The 20,646-nt window shown below is 45.4% G+C and carries 19 protein-coding genes; 10 read left to right on the top strand and 9 right to left on the bottom strand.

Annotated elements, in window-relative coordinates; translation table 11 throughout:
- Positions 1-46: 46 nt before the first annotated feature.
- The 3 genes from dnaG to rpsU form a co-directional block, all read right to left on the bottom strand.
- Positions 47-1,774, bottom strand: coding sequence for a DNA primase (gene dnaG / locus K0I73_RS14260; RefSeq protein ID WP_220061732.1), 1,728 nt, complete (start codon positions 1,772-1,774; stop codon positions 47-49).
- 96 nt (positions 1,775-1,870) lie between these two features.
- The gene (locus K0I73_RS14255) at positions 1,871-2,314 is read right to left on the bottom strand and encodes a GatB/YqeY domain-containing protein (protein ID WP_220061731.1); all 444 of its coding nucleotides are present in this window, start codon (positions 2,312-2,314) and stop codon (positions 1,871-1,873) included.
- A gap of 6 nt (positions 2,315-2,320) precedes the next feature.
- Complete coding sequence (gene rpsU / locus K0I73_RS14250) at positions 2,321-2,536, bottom strand: 30S ribosomal protein S21 (RefSeq protein WP_006080725.1); 216 nt, start codon at positions 2,534-2,536, stop codon at positions 2,321-2,323.
- A 324-nt stretch (positions 2,537-2,860) separates the two neighbouring features.
- Between rpsU and tsaD the strand changes: the two genes are divergently transcribed.
- Positions 2,861-3,874 (top strand): tRNA (adenosine(37)-N6)-threonylcarbamoyltransferase complex transferase subunit TsaD, encoded by a 1,014-nt coding sequence (gene tsaD, locus K0I73_RS14245; protein WP_220061730.1) that lies wholly within the window; start codon positions 2,861-2,863, stop codon positions 3,872-3,874.
- Between the two features lie 506 nt (positions 3,875-4,380).
- On the opposite strand, the gene plsY is transcribed toward tsaD, so the two are convergent.
- A complete protein-coding gene (plsY, locus tag K0I73_RS14240) occupies positions 4,381-4,989 on the bottom strand; it encodes a glycerol-3-phosphate 1-O-acyltransferase PlsY (RefSeq protein WP_220061729.1) in 609 nt (202 codons plus the stop codon).
- Between the two features lie 298 nt (positions 4,990-5,287).
- On the opposite strand from plsY, the gene folB reads away from it, so the two are divergent.
- From folB to K0I73_RS14215, 5 genes are all read left to right on the top strand, one after another.
- The gene (folB, locus tag K0I73_RS14235) at positions 5,288-5,641 is read left to right on the top strand and encodes a dihydroneopterin aldolase (protein WP_220061728.1); all 354 of its coding nucleotides are present in this window, start codon (positions 5,288-5,290) and stop codon (positions 5,639-5,641) included.
- Positions 5,642-5,645: 4 nt separating this feature from the next.
- Positions 5,646-6,137 carry a 2-amino-4-hydroxy-6-hydroxymethyldihydropteridine diphosphokinase gene (gene folK / locus K0I73_RS14230; RefSeq protein ID WP_220064396.1) on the top strand — a complete coding sequence of 164 codons (492 nt, stop codon included), beginning with the start codon at positions 5,646-5,648 and terminating at the stop codon, positions 6,135-6,137.
- A 22-nt stretch (positions 6,138-6,159) separates the two neighbouring features.
- Positions 6,160-6,960, top strand: a complete 801-nt coding sequence (locus tag K0I73_RS14225; RefSeq protein ID WP_220061727.1) for an undecaprenyl-diphosphate phosphatase — start codon at positions 6,160-6,162, stop codon at positions 6,958-6,960.
- 35 nt (positions 6,961-6,995) lie between these two features.
- Entirely contained in the window at positions 6,996-7,838 is an 843-nt protein-coding gene (locus K0I73_RS14220; protein ID WP_220061726.1) for a methyltransferase domain-containing protein, read from the top strand.
- An 89-nt stretch (positions 7,839-7,927) separates the two neighbouring features.
- Positions 7,928-8,869, top strand: a complete 942-nt coding sequence (locus K0I73_RS14215) for a L,D-transpeptidase family protein (RefSeq protein ID WP_220061725.1) — start codon at positions 7,928-7,930, stop codon at positions 8,867-8,869.
- A gap of 281 nt (positions 8,870-9,150) precedes the next feature.
- Here the strand turns inward: K0I73_RS14215 and K0I73_RS14210 are convergent, their stop codons facing one another.
- The gene (locus K0I73_RS14210; RefSeq protein WP_028762277.1) at positions 9,151-9,417 is read right to left on the bottom strand and encodes an Lpp/OprI family alanine-zipper lipoprotein; all 267 of its coding nucleotides are present in this window, start codon (positions 9,415-9,417) and stop codon (positions 9,151-9,153) included.
- Positions 9,418-9,632: 215 nt separating this feature from the next.
- Complete coding sequence (locus tag K0I73_RS14205; protein WP_220061724.1) at positions 9,633-10,865, bottom strand: multifunctional CCA addition/repair protein; 1,233 nt, start codon at positions 10,863-10,865, stop codon at positions 9,633-9,635.
- A 167-nt stretch (positions 10,866-11,032) separates the two neighbouring features.
- Here K0I73_RS14205 and K0I73_RS14200 point away from each other — a divergent pair, with 167 nt between their 5' ends.
- Entirely contained in the window at positions 11,033-12,673 is a 1,641-nt protein-coding gene (locus K0I73_RS14200) for an ExeA family protein (RefSeq protein WP_220061723.1), read from the top strand.
- Entirely contained in the window at positions 12,673-13,674 is a 1,002-nt protein-coding gene (locus K0I73_RS14195) for a general secretion pathway protein GspB (protein WP_220061722.1), read from the top strand. The genes K0I73_RS14200 and K0I73_RS14195 overlap by 1 nt, the downstream gene beginning before the upstream one ends.
- 118 nt (positions 13,675-13,792) lie before the next feature.
- Here K0I73_RS14195 and nhaD read toward each other — a convergent pair whose 3' ends face one another.
- The 3 genes from nhaD to K0I73_RS14180 all read right to left on the bottom strand — a co-directional run bounded on the left by nhaD (position 13,793) and on the right by K0I73_RS14180 (position 19,257).
- Complete coding sequence (gene nhaD / locus K0I73_RS14190) at positions 13,793-15,040, bottom strand: sodium:proton antiporter NhaD (protein ID WP_220061721.1); 1,248 nt, start codon at positions 15,038-15,040, stop codon at positions 13,793-13,795.
- Between the two features lie 429 nt (positions 15,041-15,469).
- Positions 15,470-16,756 (bottom strand): glutamate-1-semialdehyde 2,1-aminomutase, encoded by a 1,287-nt coding sequence (hemL, locus tag K0I73_RS14185; RefSeq protein ID WP_220061720.1) that lies wholly within the window; start codon positions 16,754-16,756, stop codon positions 15,470-15,472.
- A 791-nt stretch (positions 16,757-17,547) separates the two neighbouring features.
- On the bottom strand, positions 17,548-19,257 hold the full coding sequence (locus K0I73_RS14180; RefSeq protein WP_220061719.1) for a chloride channel protein: 1,710 nt from the start codon (positions 19,255-19,257) through the stop codon (positions 17,548-17,550).
- 71 nt (positions 19,258-19,328) lie between these two features.
- Between K0I73_RS14180 and K0I73_RS14175 the strand changes: the two genes are divergently transcribed.
- Both K0I73_RS14175 and erpA read left to right on the top strand, forming a co-directional pair.
- Positions 19,329-20,297, top strand: a complete 969-nt coding sequence (locus K0I73_RS14175) for a DUF6776 family protein (RefSeq protein WP_220061718.1) — start codon at positions 19,329-19,331, stop codon at positions 20,295-20,297.
- On the top strand, positions 20,290-20,640 hold the full coding sequence (gene erpA, locus K0I73_RS14170) for an iron-sulfur cluster insertion protein ErpA (protein ID WP_220061717.1): 351 nt from the start codon (positions 20,290-20,292) through the stop codon (positions 20,638-20,640). The genes K0I73_RS14175 and erpA overlap by 8 nt, the downstream gene beginning before the upstream one ends.
- The last annotated feature ends 6 nt before the right edge of the window (positions 20,641-20,646 follow it).

Genomic DNA, 20,646 nt, shown 5'->3' with positions numbered 1-20,646 from the left:
ATGCTGTGCTAGTCCAAGTCTTTACTTATTGAGACAAAATTTGCTCTTAAATTTGTCCTTGCATCACAGCGATGAGCTTTTTCAATTGTATCCGCTCTTCTTTAGTATGGTGCTGTTTTAAGCTCAATTCCTGATATCGTTGTTCAATGTATTGATTGTTTAACCATATCAGGGCTTTTTTGAACTCTTGCTGTAAATTTTCATCCGCCACCTGATGTTCCCATTGGGTCAGCTTCTTCAGGGTGCCTAATTGGTCATCACCTCTGAACTGTTCAAGTAGTTGTGCGCTGTTAATCTTATCTGCTCGAGTTCGGTCTAATAAGAGGGTAAGCAACTCAATGCCTGCCATCTTGATATGTTTTAGCGCTGGCTGCTCGGGTAAGTCATTACCCAAGCGAGGATGTTGAACGAGTAATGCGATGGCTAATCGCAATGGTGTTCCACGTCCTTTAAGCGCTTTGTTTTGCATCGGTTTGCTCTGCTTTTTAGCTTGAAAACCGAGTTTACGTTGCAACTCTTCCGCACTGTTCATCCCCAGTTTATAGGCTAGATTTTCCAGTAATAAACTTTGTAGAACAGTATCTTGTACCTTTTCAATCAGCGCCATAGCTTGTTTAGCCAGGGTGCCTTTATCTGTGCCGTAACGGCTGGCTAAGGTATCGAATAAAAATTCGGGTAACAGCTTAGCTTCTGTTATTAACTGCTCGAATGCGGGCTTGCCAATCTGCCGAACCATAGAGTCAGGATCTTCACCTTGGGGCAAGAACATAAACTTAACCTGGTCGCCAGGTTTTAGCAGTGGCAGAGCTGTTTCTAGTGCGCGCCATGCCGCTTCCGTTCCTGCTTTATCTCCGTCGTAACAACAAACGACCTCTTTAGCGCTGCGCAGCAGTAGTTGAAACTGTTCAGCTGTCGTTGAGGTGCCTAAAGACGCTACCGCATAATCAACATCGAACTGGGCCAATGCAACAACATCCATATACCCTTCGACAATCAATATTTGATTTGGGTCCCTATGGCGTTGCTTTAGTTCATATAGGCCATATAACTCATATCCCTTATGAAATATGGGCGTTTCGGGCGAATTCAAGTATTTTGGCGTACCATCACCAAGCACTCGTCCACCAAAACCTATGACTCTGCCTCGTCTATCGCGGATCGGGAACATTAGTCGGTCACGAAATCTATCGTAACGCTTACCACTGTCATTTTCGATCACCATTCCCGCGGTGAGGAGTTTGTCTTGCGAATCTTGATTCTGGCGATAACGGCTAAGGAGTCCATCCCAGCCATCGGGCGCAAAACCTATATTGAAGTGTTTTATCACTTCATCTGATAGCCCTCGATGGGATAAATAATCGAGCACTTTCTGTTTATCTGTATGTTGTCTCAGCTGATTTTGGAAAAAAAGACTCGCTTCTTCCATCAACTGATATAGGTCTCGACTCAAGCCTTCGTCGCGACGCTTACCTGTACCTTGTTCTCTAGGTACTTCGAGACCGAGTTGACCGGCGAGTTCTTCAATGGCATCGACAAAGTCGAGTCGGTCATATTCCATGACAAAATCAATTGCGTTGCCATGGGCACCACAGCCGAAACAATGGTAAAACTGCTTATCTCTGCTTACGGTGAAAGAGGGCGATTTTTCGCTATGAAACGGACAACAGGCAGAATGATTTTTCCCCGCCTTTTTCAGGGGGACTTTAGCATCGATAAGATCGACAATATCGGTGCGAGCTACAAGCTCATTGATAAAATCACGAGGTATCGCCATTGCTGTATAAATGCCGCCTTTCGCGAAATGAAACAGAAATCCTACAAACAAACAAGCCGTGCTTAAGCACGGCTCATTCATACATCGAACACTAAGTTACTGAAGTTTAGCCTTAATCATAGCGCCAATTGCCGCCATGTCAGCTCGTCCTTGTACCTTAGGTTTCAACGCTCCCATTACTTTGCCCATATCCGCCATGGATGATGCTCCGACCTCTTGGACCGTTGCATCTACTAGCTCAGCAATCTCTTCTTGTGAAAGAGGTTTAGGCAGGAAAGTTTCAAGTACTTGAATCTCACTTGCTTCTGCATCTGCTAACTCGTCACGACCGGCTGCTGTATATTGAGCAATCGAATCACGACGCTGTTTAACCATTTTGGTTAAGACAGCTATGGCTTGATCGTCATTCAGAGTTTCGCGGGTATCCACTTCAATCTGTTTGACGGCAGCCAATGCCATACGAATAGTTCCCAAGCGCACCTTATCTTTGGCACGCATGGCATCTTTCATTTGGTCTTTTAGCTGATCAACTAGGCTCATAAGAGATTAGTATAAACGTACGCGACGCGCATTTTCACGAGAAAGCTTCTTAGCAAGACGCTTAACTGCAGCGGCTTTAGCACGCTTACGTGCAGTAGTTGGCTTCTCGTAAAATTCACGAGCACGAACGTCGGCTAAGATACCAGCTTTTTCACAAGAGCGCTTGAAACGACGTAAAGCTACGTCAAATGGTTCATTTTCACGTACTTTAATAATTGGCATACGCCATCACCCCTTAGGTGTAGGTTGTATTGAGTTAATTTCTTAACCCAAGTTAATTTAAAAATGGTGCGGAATTCTATACCGACAGTCTACCCTTTGTAAACCCCTTTATGGCGATCCATTTCGCGATCTTTCCCGTCGACAGGGATCTAGTTTAGCATTTAATGTGATTTAATGCCGCGTCGCAGCTCCGCGCTATATAACAATGGCGGTGATCCTGTTTATGAGGATGTGGCCTAAAGACGTTGCTGATAAGCAAGATTGGTATAATTTCAATTGAGCAGGTAAAATTGGCCGCCACTTAATTTCAGTAGACAGGAAACGATGCGAGTTATAGGTATAGAAACATCTTGTGATGAGACAGGTATCGCCGTTTATGACGACGAAAAAGGTCTTTTATCTCATACGCTTTATAGCCAAGTTAAGTTACATGCTGACTATGGCGGGGTCGTACCTGAACTGGCGTCTCGCGATCACGTTCGTAAGATTGTGCCATTAATTAAGCAAGCGTTGAAAGATGCTAACTGTACTGCGGATGATATCGACGGCATCGCCTACACCAAAGGCCCTGGTCTTGTCGGGGCTTTGTTGGTGGGTGCGTGTGTTGGTAGAGCACTTGCCTTTGCTTGGGGTAAACCTGCTGTTGGTGTTCATCATATGGAAGGTCATCTGCTGGCGCCAATGTTAGAAGATGATATTCCTGAGTTTCCTTTCTTGGCGCTACTCGTCTCTGGCGGTCACTCTATGATGGTTGCAGTTGAGGGGATTGGTCGCTACGAAGTGCTGGGTGAGTCTGTCGATGATGCCGCTGGTGAAGCGTTTGATAAAACGGCTAAATTGATGGGGTTAGATTATCCCGGTGGACCAAGGCTTGCTAAGCTTGCGGCTCAAGGTTTGCCAAACAGTTACCGTTTTCCTCGACCAATGACAGATCGCCCTGGACTCGATTTTAGTTTTTCAGGCCTTAAAACCTTTGCTGCCAATACCATTGCATCTGAGCCTGATGATGAACAGACTCGTGCTAACATCGCCCGAGCTTTCGAGGAGGCGGTCGTAGATACTCTCGCGATTAAATGTAAACGTGCCCTTAAGCAGACTGGATATAACCGCTTAGTGATCGCGGGTGGAGTAAGTGCCAATAGCCGTTTAAGAGAATCTTTAGCTGAAATGATGCAAGGATTGGGTGGTCGAGTTTACTATCCTCGCGGAGAGTTCTGTACCGACAATGGTGCGATGATTGCCTATGCGGGAATGCAACGTCTTAAGGCTGGACAGATAGAAGACTTGGCGGTAAAAGGCATGCCGCGTTGGCCATTAGATTCATTACCTGCGGTATAACGCTTATATGCTGACAAGCACAGGGCTATAATTTAATAGCCCTCGTGATTTCAGCTATTTCTATAATACCTATCAGTATAAAGGTGTGATCGCTCAGCGAAAAATTAGCGCTTATGAGGCAAAGCCCTTAATTGCTCCTCGGCTCTACATGCTCGGTAACCGCTTCATGCGTTACCCTATCTCCTATTATCCATATCGTCGTGCATTAAGGCATCTGACCGCTAGAGATGGAGGGAATGTCTTAAGTATGTCGGGAATATGCTAGACCCTGTTGATTGCAGCGAGTGAAGAGCATAGTTGAACTAGGGTCAAACGCGTTAACGCAGCATCAAAAGCGCTTAAACTCGCCTATTAGGCGTGTTTTTTACCTTCCTACTTCTGCGTTGAATGGCCTCATAAGGGATCAACCATTCCATCGCCCATTCACCTTGAATGAGTTGCCAAAAAACACGCTGAGTAGATCACTTTCTTATACTGATGGGTATAACGTACTGTTATAGCTACTGTTAAATTTTATCCTGCTTCTTTCTCGACACTTTTGGCTCTTCCCCCTTTAGTAGTCGATGAATATTCTCCCTATGTCGAATGACTATGAGCAATGAGAGCATGGCGACAGGCAGGGTAAAACGTTCATCAAAATACCAAGTATAGACGGGTGCCAAAAGTGCGGTGGTGATGGCGGCAAGTGAGGAGTATCGGCAGATTAATACCAATAACACCCAAGTTGCTATAAGCGACAGCGACAAGTCTGCGCCAATAGGAGCCATTGCACCAAATGCAGTTGCAACGCCTTTACCGCCTCTAAACTTGAAAAAGATGGGAAATATATGACCTAAACAAGCGGCGATAGCAATCAGGCCTAGGGAAATGGCATCCACGCCTAATCTGAAAGCCACGTAAGCTGGAATAGCTCCCTTGAGCATATCAAATAATAGCACCATGGCCGCGGCGCTTGCTCCACCAATACGCAGAACATTGGTTGCGCCAGGGTTGCCTGAACCTTCGCTGCGCGGATCGGGTAATCCTCGAAGACGACATACTAGCACAGCACTTGAAATTGAACCTGCTAGGTAGGCGCTCAATATCATTGCTAGAGTCAGCAGCGTTAAGCTCAAATTGGTTTCCTTATCCTTCTTAAGGTATTATCGCGACCTAGCATCGAGGCCTTTGATTCAACCTTGTATTCTACGCACTGGTTGATCATGTCGTTGTAATGAGTCGTTGGGTGTTGTCATCCGTTCTCATACACCCTGTTTCGTTGCCATTACAGCAGCTTATCCTACTTGGGTTTTCGGCTGTACGAAAGGGGAAATGACAGATATCTGATCAATTTTGTGATTATATCAAGATTGAGCTCATTAGCTTATTAGACCTCTTTTTAGACCACATTTAATTTGCCCATTGGGAGGCATTATGGACAAGGTGCTTATTTCACAACTTAAAGTGGAAACGGTGATCGGGATTTACGAGTGGGAAAAGCAGATCCACCAGAATTTAGTGATCGATCTGGAGATGGCATGGGACAACCGTCAAGCCGCCGATAGTGATGATTATCAGTATGCGCTTTGCTACGAAACTGTATCAAATCGGTTGACCGCATTGATTACAGAAAAACCGATAGAGTTAATTGAAACGGTTGCCGAACTTTGTGCTAAGTGCGTGATGACAGAGTTTGACGTGCCTTGGGTCAAAGTCAAAGTGATGAAACCAGGCGCTGTGCCCGCCGCGACTGCTGTGGGTGTAGAGATTGAACGAGGTCACTTATAACGCTATGGCACGTATCTTTATTAGTATCGGTAGTAATATTGAAGCTGAGCACTATTTCAATGCCGCATTAAAAGCCTTGTCTAAAGATTTCTCAAATTTATGTTTATCATCGGTTTTTGAAAGTGAGGCCGTTGGATTTGATGGTAGTAATTTTTTGAATATGGTTGTCGCGGCTGATACTCAGCTGGATATTGCTCAGGTAGTTGCTGTATTTAAACGTATTGAGCAAGACAATGGTCGAGAAATAGGCGCCAAGAAGTTTAGCCCGCGGACATTAGATCTCGATCTATTGTTGTTTGATGATTGCGTAGTGACTGCGCCAGTTGAATTACCAAGGGCCGAGATCACAACTAATGCCTTTGTGTTATGGCCCTTAGCCGAGATAGCACCGAATCTGGTACACCCTGTCGAGCAACAAACATACCAAACCCTTTGGGATAATTATGATAAGTCGCAGCAAAAGCTGTGGCCGATTGAGTTTTATTGGTCTTATTAAGACGCATTTATAAAGGATTAACATGGACACTTTTCAGGTAATTGTATTGGCTTTAATCCAAGGCCTTACTGAATTTTTACCTATTTCTAGTTCGGCGCATCTTATTCTTCCGGCGCAATTATTAGGGTGGCAAGATCAGGGATTAACGTTCGATGTCGCAGTCAATACTGGCTCATTGTTGGCTGTGGTTATCTATTTTCGTCGTGAGTTATGGTCGATGTTCACCGCTTGGACTGGCAGCATAGTAAGTCGTCAACAAAATGAAGAGAGTAAGTTGGCTTGGTGGATCATTTTTGCCACGATCCCGGCCGTTATCGTCGGGTTTACAGCGAAAGGATTTATCGCTACCCATCTGCGTAATATTGAGGTTATCGCTTTTACTACCATAGTCTTTGGTTTGCTCCTTTGGTGGGCAGATAGGATGACTCGCGAGGGCTTTAATGAGTTTCAGGTGGGTTGGAAGAAAGCGTTAGTTATCGGCGTCGCTCAAGCAATGGCGCTTATTCCAGGAACTTCCCGTTCTGGTGCCACTATCACTGCTGCATTAATGCTCGGACTCAGTCGTGAAGCCGCAGCTAGGTTCTCATTTTTGATGTCAGTGCCTGTGAGTTTGGGCGCTGCTATTTTGGTGGTCAAAGATTTGATTGAAAGCGGTGAAAGTGTCGATTTACAGGCGCTTATACTGGGCACTGCGCTCTCGTTCGTTGCAGCTTATCTTTGTATCCACTACTTTTTAAAGATTATTAGCCGGATGGGAATGACGCCTTTTGTTATTTATCGTTTAGCATTAGGTGCTGTGTTGTGCGCAGTTATTTTCGCTTAATGTTTTTATTTACCATGAATTATTGAAGAGAACTAATGCAAAGCCATTATTTATGCCCTATTTGCCAGTCACCGATGTCGGTTCATCAGGCCTCACAAGGGTTGCATTGCGTCAACAAACATCATTTAGATAAAAATGATCAAGGCTATTGGATTTTTAGTCAGGCGAAAAAACCCAATATCGATTCGCGTCAGCTCATGCGCGCAAAACGCTTTTTACTGGAATCTGGTGTCTTTGCTCCGGTCGTTGAGGCGTTAAATCAATATGTAGCGAGTGCTTTAGCATCTTCTCCTGAGCCAATAAACCATCTGGATTTCGATTGCGGTGAAGGCTTTTACCTGCGGGCGTTAACTTCAAGCCTTCAACATCTGTCGAATGGATTTACCCAAACGGGAATAGGTGAGGCCGAAAATGCGCTGTTTGCTGCGGCGAAGAGTCACGCCGATGCGACCTACATTGTTAGCCAACTTAAGCAGTTACCTTTTGCCGATGCCAGCTTTGATCTCATCACTCTCATCGATAAGCCATTAAAGGGCAAAGAGCTATTACGGGTCCTAAAACCTGGTGGTCTCTTTGTACAGCTAGCCCCCGGTCCTCGCCATCTGTGGCAGGTTAAAGAGTTTCTTTATAGTGATTTAACCGAGAAAAAGGCAGAGCTAACCTTACCTAAGCAATTAGCCTTAGTGACCCAGCAAAGAATTAGCTTTACCCTTGATGTCACACCAGAGGATGCCATTACCTTGTTAGAGATGACTCCTTATGCGTGGCGCGCGGGTGATAAACAGAAGCGGCAAATGTTGACTGGTGACTTTAGCAAGCTTGAGATCGACTTCTATTTGACCTTGAGTACAAAGTTAATTGATGACAAGGTCAATTAAGACTTGCTGCGGAATCAAGACTAGAAAATGGAGTCGGCTCGGGTTAACCTTTGAGCTATTAATCGAGTAATTTTTGGAAGCGATTGTTGATGATGCGTAAAATGCTGTTGTTCATCCTATGCCTATTCCCGCTGCAGCTGTTAGCGAATGTTTATTCACTCCCAGCTCAAGGCGGGCGCCTGATCGGAGAGTTGCAGACACATGTCGTGCAAAAGGGCGATTATTTCAAGACCATTGCAGAACGGTATAATATTGGCATCTTGGAGTTGATGGAGACTAATCCTGGTGTGGATCCTTTTTTGCCAACACCGGGTACTGAATTAGTTATCCCCACCCAGATGTTGCTGCCAGATGTACCGAGAAAAGGCATAGTTATCAATTTACCTGAACTTCGTCTCTATTATTTTCCCAAAAGTGGTAGAGAGGTTCACGTCTTTCCTGTCGGAATTGGGCGAGTAGGGCGTGAAACCCCCGAGATGACGACCAAAATTAAGTCGCGTATCCCCAATCCTAGTTGGACGCCTCCGGCCAGCTTGAGAGCCGAGCATTTAAGGGAAAAAGGTGAAGTGTTACCTCGGGTGGTTCCTGCTGGCCCTGATAACCCACTTGGTAAGTATGCTATGCAGCTTTCCTATGGTGATGGTAGCTATCTTATCCATGGAACCAATAAAGATTTTGGTATTGGAATGCGCGTTAGCGCTGGCTGTATAAGGCTCAATCCTGACGATATTGAATGGTTGTTTCATCAAGCTAAATACGGCGATAGCGTGAGAATTATTAACCAAACTGTGAAAATATCCTCAGAGCCTGATGGCCGGCAAATAATCGAGGTTCATTCGCCACTGTCTAAGTCAGAAGGCGAGCAGCGTGAGAAGGTGCTGAGTTTAAGTAGTAAAGTCGTTAAGTTTATCAGCCAAGATAAAGTGGATAACACAAAGGCTAATGATGCGCTGCTGACCCAAAACGGTATTCCGATGATTATTAGTCATGATGAGTTAACGGCCCAAGAGTATAATGTTGGAGACCACTAATCTCTTTAATTGTTTACCGCTCTATCAATAAGTGTCCCTCGGGGCGCTTTTGGGTTGCTAAAGTAATGGCTTAAAGAGTGAAATTTGAGCAGGGCAGCCAGTGTCAAAGGCAGAGGTAGATAACTTTCAATGATATGCGTGTTGAACCATGGGGCTTGGTTTAGTACAGATTGCGCGAGTTAAGATTTACTTAAGAGCGTAAATAATGTTGTTGTAAAATGGGGAAAGGATGGCGAGGGGGAACATATCGGCAACACAGTTGTGTTGCCGATATAGACAAATTACTTCTTGTAAGAAGAAGCGATGTTGTCGATACGGTCGTTAGCACGCTTAGCTTCAGCTTGTGCGTCCATAGCAGCAGCTTTTGCATCTTTAACGTCTGCAGAAAGAGCGCCTTGCTCAGACTTAAGAGAGCTAACTTCAGCTGACAATTGATCAACCTTGTTGCCTAGGTTAGCAACGCTTTCTTCTAGAGCAGTAGTGTTTGCGCAACCACCAAGAAGGGCAGTCATTGCTACGCCAGCAATCATCAGTACTTTTTTGTTCATTGGGAAATCCCTTTAAATAAGTTGGATTGAAATGGAGCAGCCGAAAAGACAACTGCAACGGGGTAATTATGTCATAGCTATTTTATTTTGCTATGAATTTTCACAATCAGGTACCTATACAATATCTCATGAAACCACAAAAGCAAGCCTGAGTAGGCTTTTTGAGCAATTTTTGGCTCAATGATCACTAAAAATTCACTTTTAATTATCATTGTTCATATTTTTTGAGTAGATTTTTTATATTCAGTCAATATTTCAATACGTTGACGTTGAAGTTCAGCTTTGATGTCCGCGCCTTTGAAGCCGGCATCAATAATGGGTTTAATTGCCACACTAACAGCCGCGTCAAAACAATCTTTTAGGTATTGGGCTTGTGGATAATTCTTTTGTTCAAAACCGGTTCTGCCTTTGATATCGGCTTCACAGGCGATGAGCAACTGAGCGAGGCGCTGCGGTTTGCGCCAAAGATCGGCTTTATCGAATATTTTTATGATCGTTTGCGGTTTTAGTTCGAAGGCTTGGTGTATGTTTTGGTGTTGATCGCTCACTAAAAGGGCAAGGTCTCGATATTCGTTAGGTACTCGAATACGTTCACAAAGCGCTCTGATTGGTGCGAGTCCTTTTTGTCCATGCCCATGATGTTTTGGCCAGTGTTCTTTGGGGGAGAGCGCTTTACCTAAATCATGAACTAGTGCTGCAAAACGAATGGCGCGATCGGGTGATAGCATAGCAGCTTGTTCTAATACCATTAGGGTGTGGATGCCCGTATCGATTTCCGGATGCCATTTTTCTGGTTGCGGGATACCAAATAGCGCGTCTATTTCGGGAAACAAAATAGCTAAACTCTGAGTTTGCCTTAATACCTCAAAAAAGATCTGTGGTGATTGCGTGGTCAGGGCTTTATCGAGTTCAAGAAAGACGCGCTCAGGTGTTAGTGCTTCGAGCTCACCGCTTTGGGCTATCTGTTGCATTAAAGTGAGCGTTTCGGGAGCCACGCTGAAACCTAGATGATGAAATCTAGCTGCAAACCTTGCGACTCTGAGGACTCTTAGAGGATCTTCGGTAAAGGCATCCGATACGTGCCTAAGCAGTCGGTTTTCTATGTCTTGCTGGCCACCATAAGGATCGACTAGAGTACCATCTTCATCTTGGGCGATGGCATTAATGGTCAAATCTCTTCTGAGTAAGTCTTCCTCTATCGTGACGTCCGGGGCTGCATTGCAGCTAAACCCGTTATACCCTGCCGCGGTTTTGCGCTCGGTTCGTGCCAGGGCATATTCTTGCTGGGTCTTAGGGTGAAGGAATACAGGGAAGTCTTTGCCTACTTGGTTATAGCCGAGATCTAACATCTGTTGCTGCGTAGCGCCAACAACCATATAGTCGCGATCTTTAATGGGAATTTGCAGTAATTGGTCGCGGACGGCACCGCCAACTAAGTAGATCTTCACGTTGTTTCATTCTCTTTGCGTTATCTGTCACTAGCTTACCACGCTCAACCGCCTTAAATGTATTATTTGGGCTAGGATTGATGTCAATTATTTGTGGGGATTTTTTGACAATAATAGCCCTAGGGATTAATTTGGAGCGTCATTTATTTTTTGGGACTAAAGGCTGCATGTACAAAGCGTTTTATGGACTTAACGATAACCCATTTTCAATTGCCCCAAACCCGCATTATCTGTTTCTTAGCGATCGGCATCGTGAGGCGTTGGCACACTTAACCTATGGATTAGGTGAGACGGGGGGATTTGTACTGCTGACTGGTGAAGTGGGAACGGGAAAAACCACGGTCTCACGCTGTTTGCTTAATCAGTTACCCGAAAATACCGATACCGCCTTTATTCTTAATCCTTCTCTCACAGAGCTCGAGTTGTTAGCGACGCTTTGTGATGAGCTTAATATCACCTACGGTGAATCTCCAACCTTAAAGCAGTTGACTGATCACCTGAGTCAGTTTTTGTTGGCTAATCATGAAAAGGGTCGCAACACCGTACTCATTATCGATGAGGCTCAACATCTTCGCGCTGAGGTACTCGAGCAACTCAGGTTACTCACTAATCTTGAAACCGATACTAAGAAACTATTGCAGGTGATCTTAATTGGGCAGCCTGAACTGCAACAGTTGCTAAAAAGACAAGAGTTAAGGCAGTTGGCGCAGCGGATCACCGCTCGCTACCACCTATTGCCTTTAACAGAGCAAGAGATCGCGCTCTATGTGCAGCACCGCTTGCAAGTGGGTGGTCGCCATGAGCCGCTGTTTCATCGCAGCGCCATAAAAACCTTACATAAATACAGTGGCGGTATTCCTAGACTGATTAACCTCTTATGTGAGCGAGCATTAATGGCGGGATATGCGCAATCGAAAGTGCCTATTGATGCAAAAATGGTTCGCACTGCGGCGTCTGAGGTATTGGGCGAGGAGATTAAGCAGCGTTCATTACTGTGGCCAAGTATGGCAGTTGTTGCAGTGGGAATAACCTTTGCAGGAGCGTTTTACCTGTTTAATCAACAACAAGTTAATCAGCAGCAATCGTTAAGTGGGATTTCTGAACCTAGCATTGCTAGCGAGCAGGCATCTGTAACGCCTCAAGTCATGCCACAAGCCGCTGAGCCAGCATTAAAAACATCATTGTCTGCCAGTCAACAGGTGCTGCGCAGTGCGATAGAGCAAAGCCGAAGTATTGATACTGCCTATGCGGCGATTTTAGGGCTATGGGGGAAATCACCCTATGTTGGCCTTACCGCTTGTCAGTCTGCTCAGCAACAAGGGCTAGATTGCTTTCAGCAACAGGGCAATTGGCATTCGCTGATACGGTTAAATTATCCTGCCGTTGTATATCTTGTGGATGATGCGCAGCAGCCATTTTATGGCACAGTCGTTTCTCGCCAAGGAGAGCAGTTATTACTGCAGTTGTCCGAACAACAATTGTGGGTCGATAGAGAGTGGTTTACGCGTCACTTTAGCGGAACGATGGAGTTATTGTGGCAAGCGCCCGCTTATCAACCCAAAGAGATAGGTCGAGGTGCTCCCGCGCCGCAGATCCAATGGCTTGAAAACGCATTGGCCCATATTCAAGATAAGTCACCTCGATTGGTTAGTTATTTTGACGATGAACTCGAGCAGTCATTGAAAGCGTTTCAGCGTCAGCATGGATTACGAGCCGATGCGATAGCGGGTAACCAAACCTTAGTACAGTTAAACTTGTATTTGAGCGATAAAGGCCCGCGTTTGCAAGAGAGCGGAGGTCGTTACTAATGTCGATTTTACTCGATGCAGTGACCCGAGCTAAGCAGCAAGATCAGCTTATCGATCCCGTTATTACGCCGCGGGCACAATATCAGGCAATGAATCAAGGGCGTCATTTAGGCCTTAAAATATCACTATTTATCCTATTTTTACTGCTTGCTGTGGTGCTGGCTTGGTTGTTTAGTCGTACCAGCCCGTTTAGCGGGCAATCTGGTACTCTAGTGGCTCAAGCTATAAACGATCCGTCAGCGAATGTTGCCGATAGGAAAGCGGCGCAAACTGAGCAAAGTCGAACTATAGCGCAGGAGCAGATAGCTCAATTACCGGCAACCACGACTATCAATAATGAGGTGCAACTGGCAGGCAAAGTAGCGCTGCCCGTCGCCATTGAGCGTCCAAGATCTGAGCCTTATGTCTCTGCAGAAACCCCTCGGTATGTTGAACCGTCATTGCCCCAACAAAACTTGGCTAAGGGCTCAAAGACAATTGCAGTCGCGACTCAAGTTAATAACGGCGATTTTCAAGAACCTATCATCTTGGGCGCCAACAGCAACCAGCGCGGCGAAGAGTTACTCAGTTCGTTGAAGGTTCAGGTGAATGAAGCGGCGCAGGAGCTAGGTTTGGAGCGGTCTCAGCCTGAGGATATATCCAATGATTTAGCGTCGAATAATCTGGTGGCAGCGTTCGAAGCTGCGCTCAAAGAGGTCGAAAAAGACAATGCGGTCGCTAAGCCTGTGACTGAGCCTAAGCTCGATCCTATTCCTGAGCCTAAGCCAGATGAACTGCCTAAATATGGTCAATTGCCGGCAGGAGTCCAGTTGCAAGTGCCCGAATTTAACATCCTGGCTCATGTCTATGCCAGCGATCCTAATAACCGCTGGTTAAATGTCGATGGCGCTGAGTTACAGCAGGGAGATATGATCGGTGGTAAGTTAACGATTGTGGAGATCAGGCCGCGTGATGTGGTGCTAGAGGTTGCGGGTACTCAATTTAAGGTGCCAGCGATTTAACCTTATATTGATTGCTATCAGGGGTAAATTAAAAAAGGCGATGGATCATTCCATCGCCTTTTTTACTGTTAAACATCGCTACCCTAAAGAGTCACTCTAACGAAACAGCTCAAAGAGATTAGCCAAAAAACTCATAGGCGATAAACAGGGTAAGTCCATAACCTACGGTGTAGCATAGCGAAAGCGCTGGCACATATCTTAGGTAGGTGACAAAGGTCAGCTCTTTGACCTTGCTCATGGCGATGATACCAGCCGCACTACCAATGACCAATAGTGAGCCTCCGACCCCAACCGAATAGGTCAGACCTAGCCATTCTTGGGTGGTCAACACGGGTTCTGCTTTAAGTAGGGCCGCAGTTAGTGGCACGTTATCTAATATTGCCGAGCCCATACCGGTAACGAAGTTAGATATGTTGGGATCAAACTTTGCGTATACCTCTGTTAGTAGATGAAGCGTACCTATCTCTTTAAGCATACCCACAAGTAACAAGATCCCAAGGAAGAACAGCAGGGTATCAAACTCGACCTGACGGATATATTCCAGGATCTGTAACTCCTCTTTGTTGCTGCGAGAGGTGGTGCCGACTAAGAACATCACAGATAAACCTGAAAGGAAGGTAAGTACGGGAGGAATACCAAATAAAATGTTGAGCACCATAGTTAGAATGATGGTGATCAAGAAGATAAAGGCGATCAGCACATCAATGCGATTGTAACTTCGTTTGATGGGGGTTGTGCTGACGTGTCCCTCGGCTTTGAGCGAAAATAATACTGCCAGCAACATGACGCTTGCCGCGGCAGGAATAAACAACACCAGTAGCTGAGATATATGGACGTGACCGCCAAGGAAGATCATCAGAGTGGTCACATCCCCCGTGATCAGTGCAACACCTCCCGAGTTAACCGCAAAGATGATAAGCACCGACATGCGGCGTTTCATCTGACTTTCGAGTTGGAAAGTGGTCAATAAGCCTAAAGAAACCAAGGTCGCCGTTACGTTATCACATATAGCAGACAAAACGAGTGAGAACAGTGCGACCTGTATCATCAACATTCGTACAGAGACTTTCTGCGGAAAAAGCTTTTGCACTAAGATCTGGATCATACCCTTGGCATTTAGATAAGCCACAAAGGTCATGGTTGACATTAAGAATAACCACAGCGTCGCGATTTCGAGTAAGTTCTCGTTTAGCTCTTCTGCCACCAAGCGTTGGTGATCTGAATCTTGAGCCGCCACAAATAGGGTTATCCAGGCTATACAGCCGAAAAACAGGGTGGTTTTCGCTTTATTTAAGTGAGTCACCTCTTCAAAAATAATGCTTAATAGCGCTAGCACAGCAAGTGTTATCAGGAAAATGTCGAGCATACATTTGTTCCTACAGCCGAGTTAGATCAGCGCCTAATGTGGGATAGGAGGCGTGATTTCATTCAAGGTTTAGTTAAGGTTGTTGTGATAGGCGGCGATCTGACCATAGGATGAGATAATACGCAAGCGTTACCTTAGTCTAACTTTGGAAAAAAATGAGAGGTTACGCATGCTTGGGTTTTGTGGTTAGGAGAATATTTTTTTTAAGTGTTTAGCTTTGGTGGATAGCACTAGATAAAAATCAGCCAACACCTTTATTTAGATTATTATGCTAATTTAGGTGGTTTAATCATTTTTTGTCATGGTTAACGGGGTAAAGCCAGTGATTATCACTGTTAATAGAATGCCTGTCAGTATCTATCGGTAGGTTTGTCGGCTTAATAAAAAAGGACGCCGAGGCGCCCCTTTATGATCAACTACCAAAAAAGCTTACTTAGCCATTTTAGCAAATACGCGATCTGCTGCAGCAAGTGTGGCTTCTAGTTCTTTTTCGCCATGAGCCATGGACAAGAAACCTGCTTCATAGGCGCTCGGTGCTAGGTAAACACCCTCATCTAGCATGCCATGGTAGAAAACTGGGAATGCTTCAGCGTCACACTTAGTGACTTGATCGAAGCGAGTGACTTTCTCTTCATCAGTGAAGAAGAGTCCGAACATACCACCAACATAGTTGATGCTCAGTGGAATACCGTGCTTGTTCGCCGCCGCTTTAAAGCCTTCAGCGATCCGCTTTGTCTTAGCGGCTAGCTCTTCGTAAAGACCCTCTTCACAAAGCGCTTCCATCTGTGCAAGACCTGCTGACATCGCAATTGGGTTACCCGATAGGGTACCGGCTTGGTAAACTGGACCCGTTGGTGCAATAAACTGCATCACATCTTTACGGCCACCGAAAGCGCCGACCGGCATACCGCCGCCAATCACTTTACCTAAAGTCGTTAGATCGGGAGTGATGCCGTAATGACCCTGAGCTCCGCTTTTTGATACGCGGAAACCTGTCATCACTTCGTCGATAATAAGCAGGGCGCCATATTGATCACAAAGGGCGCGCAGTCCTTCAAGGAAGCCTGGAATTGGCGGAATGCAGTTCATGTTGCCAGCAACAGGCTCAAGAATGATGCAGGAGATCTCCTCTGGATACTGTTCAAACAGTGTCTTAACCGATTCAAGCTCGTTGTAAACGGCGGTCAGGGTGTGCTTAGCGAAATCTTCTGGAATACCAGGTGAACTTGGTTGACCAAGAGTCAATGCACCAGATCCCGCCTTAACCAGCAAGCAGTCTGCGTGACCGTGGTAACAGCCTTCAAACTTGAGGATCTTGTCACGGTTGGTAAAGCCACGTGCTAGACGAATGGCACTCATGGTTGCTTCTGTTCCAGAGCTGACCATACGAACCTGTTCCATCGATGGCACCATCTCAATGACTTTCTCAGCCATGCGCACTTCAAGTTCTGTTGGTGCCCCAAAAGAAAGGCCATTCTCGACAGCGGCTAACACAGCTGCACGAATTTTAGGGTGATTATGGCCTAAAATCATCGGGCCCCAAGAACCAACATAATCGATATAGGCTTTACCATCGGCATCATAGATATAAGCGCCGTCAGCTTTTTCGATAAAGAGGGGGGAACCACCAACACCGTTAAAGGCACGTACAGGTGAGTTAACGCCACCAGGGATGGTTTTTTTAGCCTGTTCAAATAGGGTTTCAGAACGGGTCATTCTATATCCTTAAAGTCAGTCGCCAGATTAAAACTGGCTTTTTGTGAATATCAATTAATTGGGCCTTGGTATTGTTCAAGTTGTGAATCAATTGCCAATATCAGTGCTAACAGCATGAGTGAACAGTGCCATGGAAATTAAGAGTTCGTTACCCGCTCGTATAGAAACGGTTGAGTATCTATGACTACTCGAGTCATTTCTTATTTATTATCCCGCTCTCAATGGCCTCTGGATAGCGGGGACACTTTCACTGTATTTGTCACGCTGCGTAAAATATTGTGGTGAATGCTGCACTTACCACTAACACCTTCTTATGAAGGAAAACGCACTTATTAAATTCGTGTCAGCTAGAGTATATCAGGCTGGTCTAAATTTCCTGCGAGTCGAGTTGTAATTGTGATCTTATGCTCAGCATTTTCAATGTCATCGATCACATAGTTTGGTATTGTCAGGGCGTTAGGCTAAATAAGCCTTACGCCATACTGAATAACCATTTTACCGTTAAACCGCGCAGCAACATGGCTCATCAACACCCTGCTCAAGCTCAAGCGTACTTGCGATATCTTAAAACGTCTTTAGACTAATCCGCTACGTGTGCTTTTGGGCTAGTCTACGGATAACGTCATTGCGGTCAAATAGCCATTAAATATGGCAATAAGTTGCTAAATGTTCGAGACGGCACTATAGCAGAACTGCCAGTACAGTGGAATCATACGCCAGCGGGTTGATTGGCAAATTTAAGCTGTGAATCGCGTTTACTCAATTGACTATGATGAGACAGATAAGGCGCATTATATCTGCCCAGAGTTAATCTCTTTTTGCAGCATTGCCCAGCTAATCACACCCACTACCTTGTCGATGCTACCTTGATAGATAAACACTTCTCCTCGTCTTTCTCTCGATAGTACCTCATAAACTTCTTTTAGCGTGCTGGTATCGGCCAGACCTTGGATTGGATGACGGGTTAAGGTGCTCATATCATCCACTATCTGAAGCTCTAGCTGTAGCATCTCCATTTCGCCTAGGTTGTTTTGCACCAACACAGAGCGACCTTCGGCGCGTTTCAATACTTCGAGTAGCAACTCATTATTGTCTTTGACAATAACAAAGCGTTTATCCATAACGGCTCTCACGCCTTTTTTCTGGAGTCCTAGTTTAACGGAAGAGATCTTATAATCGAGCCCCATAATATCCATTTGGCGGTAAAACAGTGATTTAGTATTGAAGGCTTGGTGAGCGATCAAAAATGCAGGGATGGTGACAAACATCGAAGGTAAAATAATTGATGCATTGTTAGTCAGTTCAAGTAATGCCACGAGTGCAGCTAAGGGAGCACTTAGGCAAACGCCCATCATGGCGGTCATGCCGATAATGGTATAGAGACCCACATAAGGGGTCACCGACGGAAAGAAAAAGGCACTTACCACGGCCAAAATGGCACCAATTAACGCGCCGATACCAAATAACGGGCCTATGATCCCGCCAGGAATACCAAGCCCTATAGCGGCAATGGTGGCGACGATTTTACCGACCAAAAGGCCTATCAATAAAAGCAAGCTTGGGTTGTCGCTTATGGCATGGGTGATAGCAAGGTCACCACTGCCTAATGCTTGCGGCAGAAATACGCCAATGATAGTCGTGATACCGCCAGCTAATAACAGGCGATAGATCAAGGGCCACTGCTGCCCCTTGTCGGTGACTTGCAGAAGCGTGTGATTAAATAACGCCGCGATACAGCCAAGTGTGACGCCACAGACAAGTAAAATAGGGTATTGAGACAAGGGAATATGGTTGATACCAATCTGCTCATATTCATGAACATTACCAAACACTAGCTGGCTGGTAACTGCGCCACAAATGGCCGAGAGCATGATAGGGAAGAAGTAATGGACTTTGTATTCTCTAAGGACCACCTCAAATACAAAGATAACCGCCGCTAAGGGGGCGTTAAAGATGGCGGCGATTCCGGCGGCGATGCCGCTAGCGCACATGATACGTACGCTGTTGTCTGGCAATTTGAATTTCTCAGCCATAACACTGGCACTGACCGCACCGAGATGTATGGCAGGGCCTTCGCGTCCCACAGAGAAGTTGGTCGCTAATGCAAACAATGCTTGGAAAAATTGCCCTGGTGCAGATTGCAGAGGGATCTTGCCATAATGCAATTTCATGCGGTGCATGACATAGGCGATTCCCATGCGCTTGTACCGTTTAGATCCCAAAATCGCCACGATCCAGATTAATATCGCCCCTAAAAGTGGCAATAGCACTCGCCAGTCACCAAAGTTGCCAGTAAAATCCCACTCTTGAGTTTGGGTGAAAGTGTTTAATCCGAGTAATAGCAGGCGAAATAGTATTATCACCGCCGATGCCACGAGAGCAAAAGCGAGCGCGAGACCACAAAGCTGCACACTGATCTGGGCTTGTGATAGCTTATCTTTGAGATCGGTATTGAGGTATTTCTGGCATTGCTTAATGACGCTATTAATTTTTAGCTGCACAGTAACCTTCCGGATAAACCATTGTTGTACTCAAATAGAGTTAAGATTTTTTTATAAGGGGCTAATACTTAATGCCAAATTATCATCGCTGGGTCGATCGCATGCAAGTCATTGAGCGAAAAATTAGACCTTCGAGCGTTTATCTGTTGTTGCTAATCTTAGTGGCATTTTTTACTGGCGTCTTAACGTGGGATATTTGGTCGTCTCAGCATCAAGTTATTGCTAATCCATCTAATGCTCGGGAAGCTGAGCTTAGTCAGGCGTTAAAAGCACAAGCTGAGGTACTCGCATCTCGTAATTTAGAGCTGTCGCTCGAGCGTGAAGCAAACAACAATATGCAGCAGATGTTTTTAGAGCAGCATCAGAAGCAGAAAGAGCTGGATCGTGAACTGGCATTTTATCGCAGTATAATGGCACCTGAACATCAAGCCGATGGAGTAGCGATTCACGAGCTGGAGATGAGTCCGAGTCTGCTTACTAATCAATATCGAGTTAAGTTAGTACTCACTCAATTGCAAAAGCGCAAGCAAGCGTTAAAAGGCAAAGCCGATCTTCTCTTTATCGGACTTCAACAGGGTAAGGTGGCCAAATTATCATTGGGTGACTTAACCGAGGATAAATTTAACTTTAGTTTTAGGTATTTTCAGAGTCTAGAAACTGTGGTGCAGTTTCCCGATGGATTTGAGCTATCGAGAGTGGAGGCTAAGGTTACGGTACCCTCGAGTCGTTGGAGTAAAGGCGCATCGGCGGAGCAGGCATTTACGGTTCAAGAATTGTTAAATAGAACTGAATCAATCCTCGAAGAGGTTGGCGGCGATGAGGTGAATGAAAATGCGTTGAAGCAAGGCTTAGCACCTTCTCAAGATGATATAATTGCCCCTGAGAGTGATGCCACATCGCCTCAAGCATTGCCAGAAAACCATGACGATGAATCGGCTTCATCACTGATTTCACCTGAGCCACGACTATTACTTGAACAAAATGGTCAGGTATCGGATAATTCCGCTCAGCAAACCGATGTAAGAGGTAGTAATGACTGAACAAGTTGAAGATACAATGCCAATCCGTTTTACCGACGCGGCAGCTTCAAAGGTAAAAACCTTGTTGGACGAAGAGCAAAATGATGCGCTTAAGTTACGTGTATATGTAACTGGTGGTGGCTGCTCAGGTTTTCAGTACGGCTTTACATTCGATGAGAAGGTAAATGAAGGTGACTTCACCGTGGAAAAACAAGGTGTTCAGTTAGTGGTTGATCCCATGAGTCTGCAATACCTAGTGGGTGGCGAAGTCGATTATACTTCGGGCCTTGAAGGGTCGCGTTTCTTCGTGAAAAACCCTAATGCCACCACAACGTGTGGCTGTGGCGCGAGTTTCTCGGTATAAGCTTGA

It is taken from the genome of Shewanella mesophila, assembly GCF_019457515.1.
Classification (GTDB): domain Bacteria; phylum Pseudomonadota; class Gammaproteobacteria; order Enterobacterales; family Shewanellaceae; genus Shewanella; species Shewanella mesophila.
This window is presented reverse-complemented; position numbering and strand designations above follow the sequence as displayed.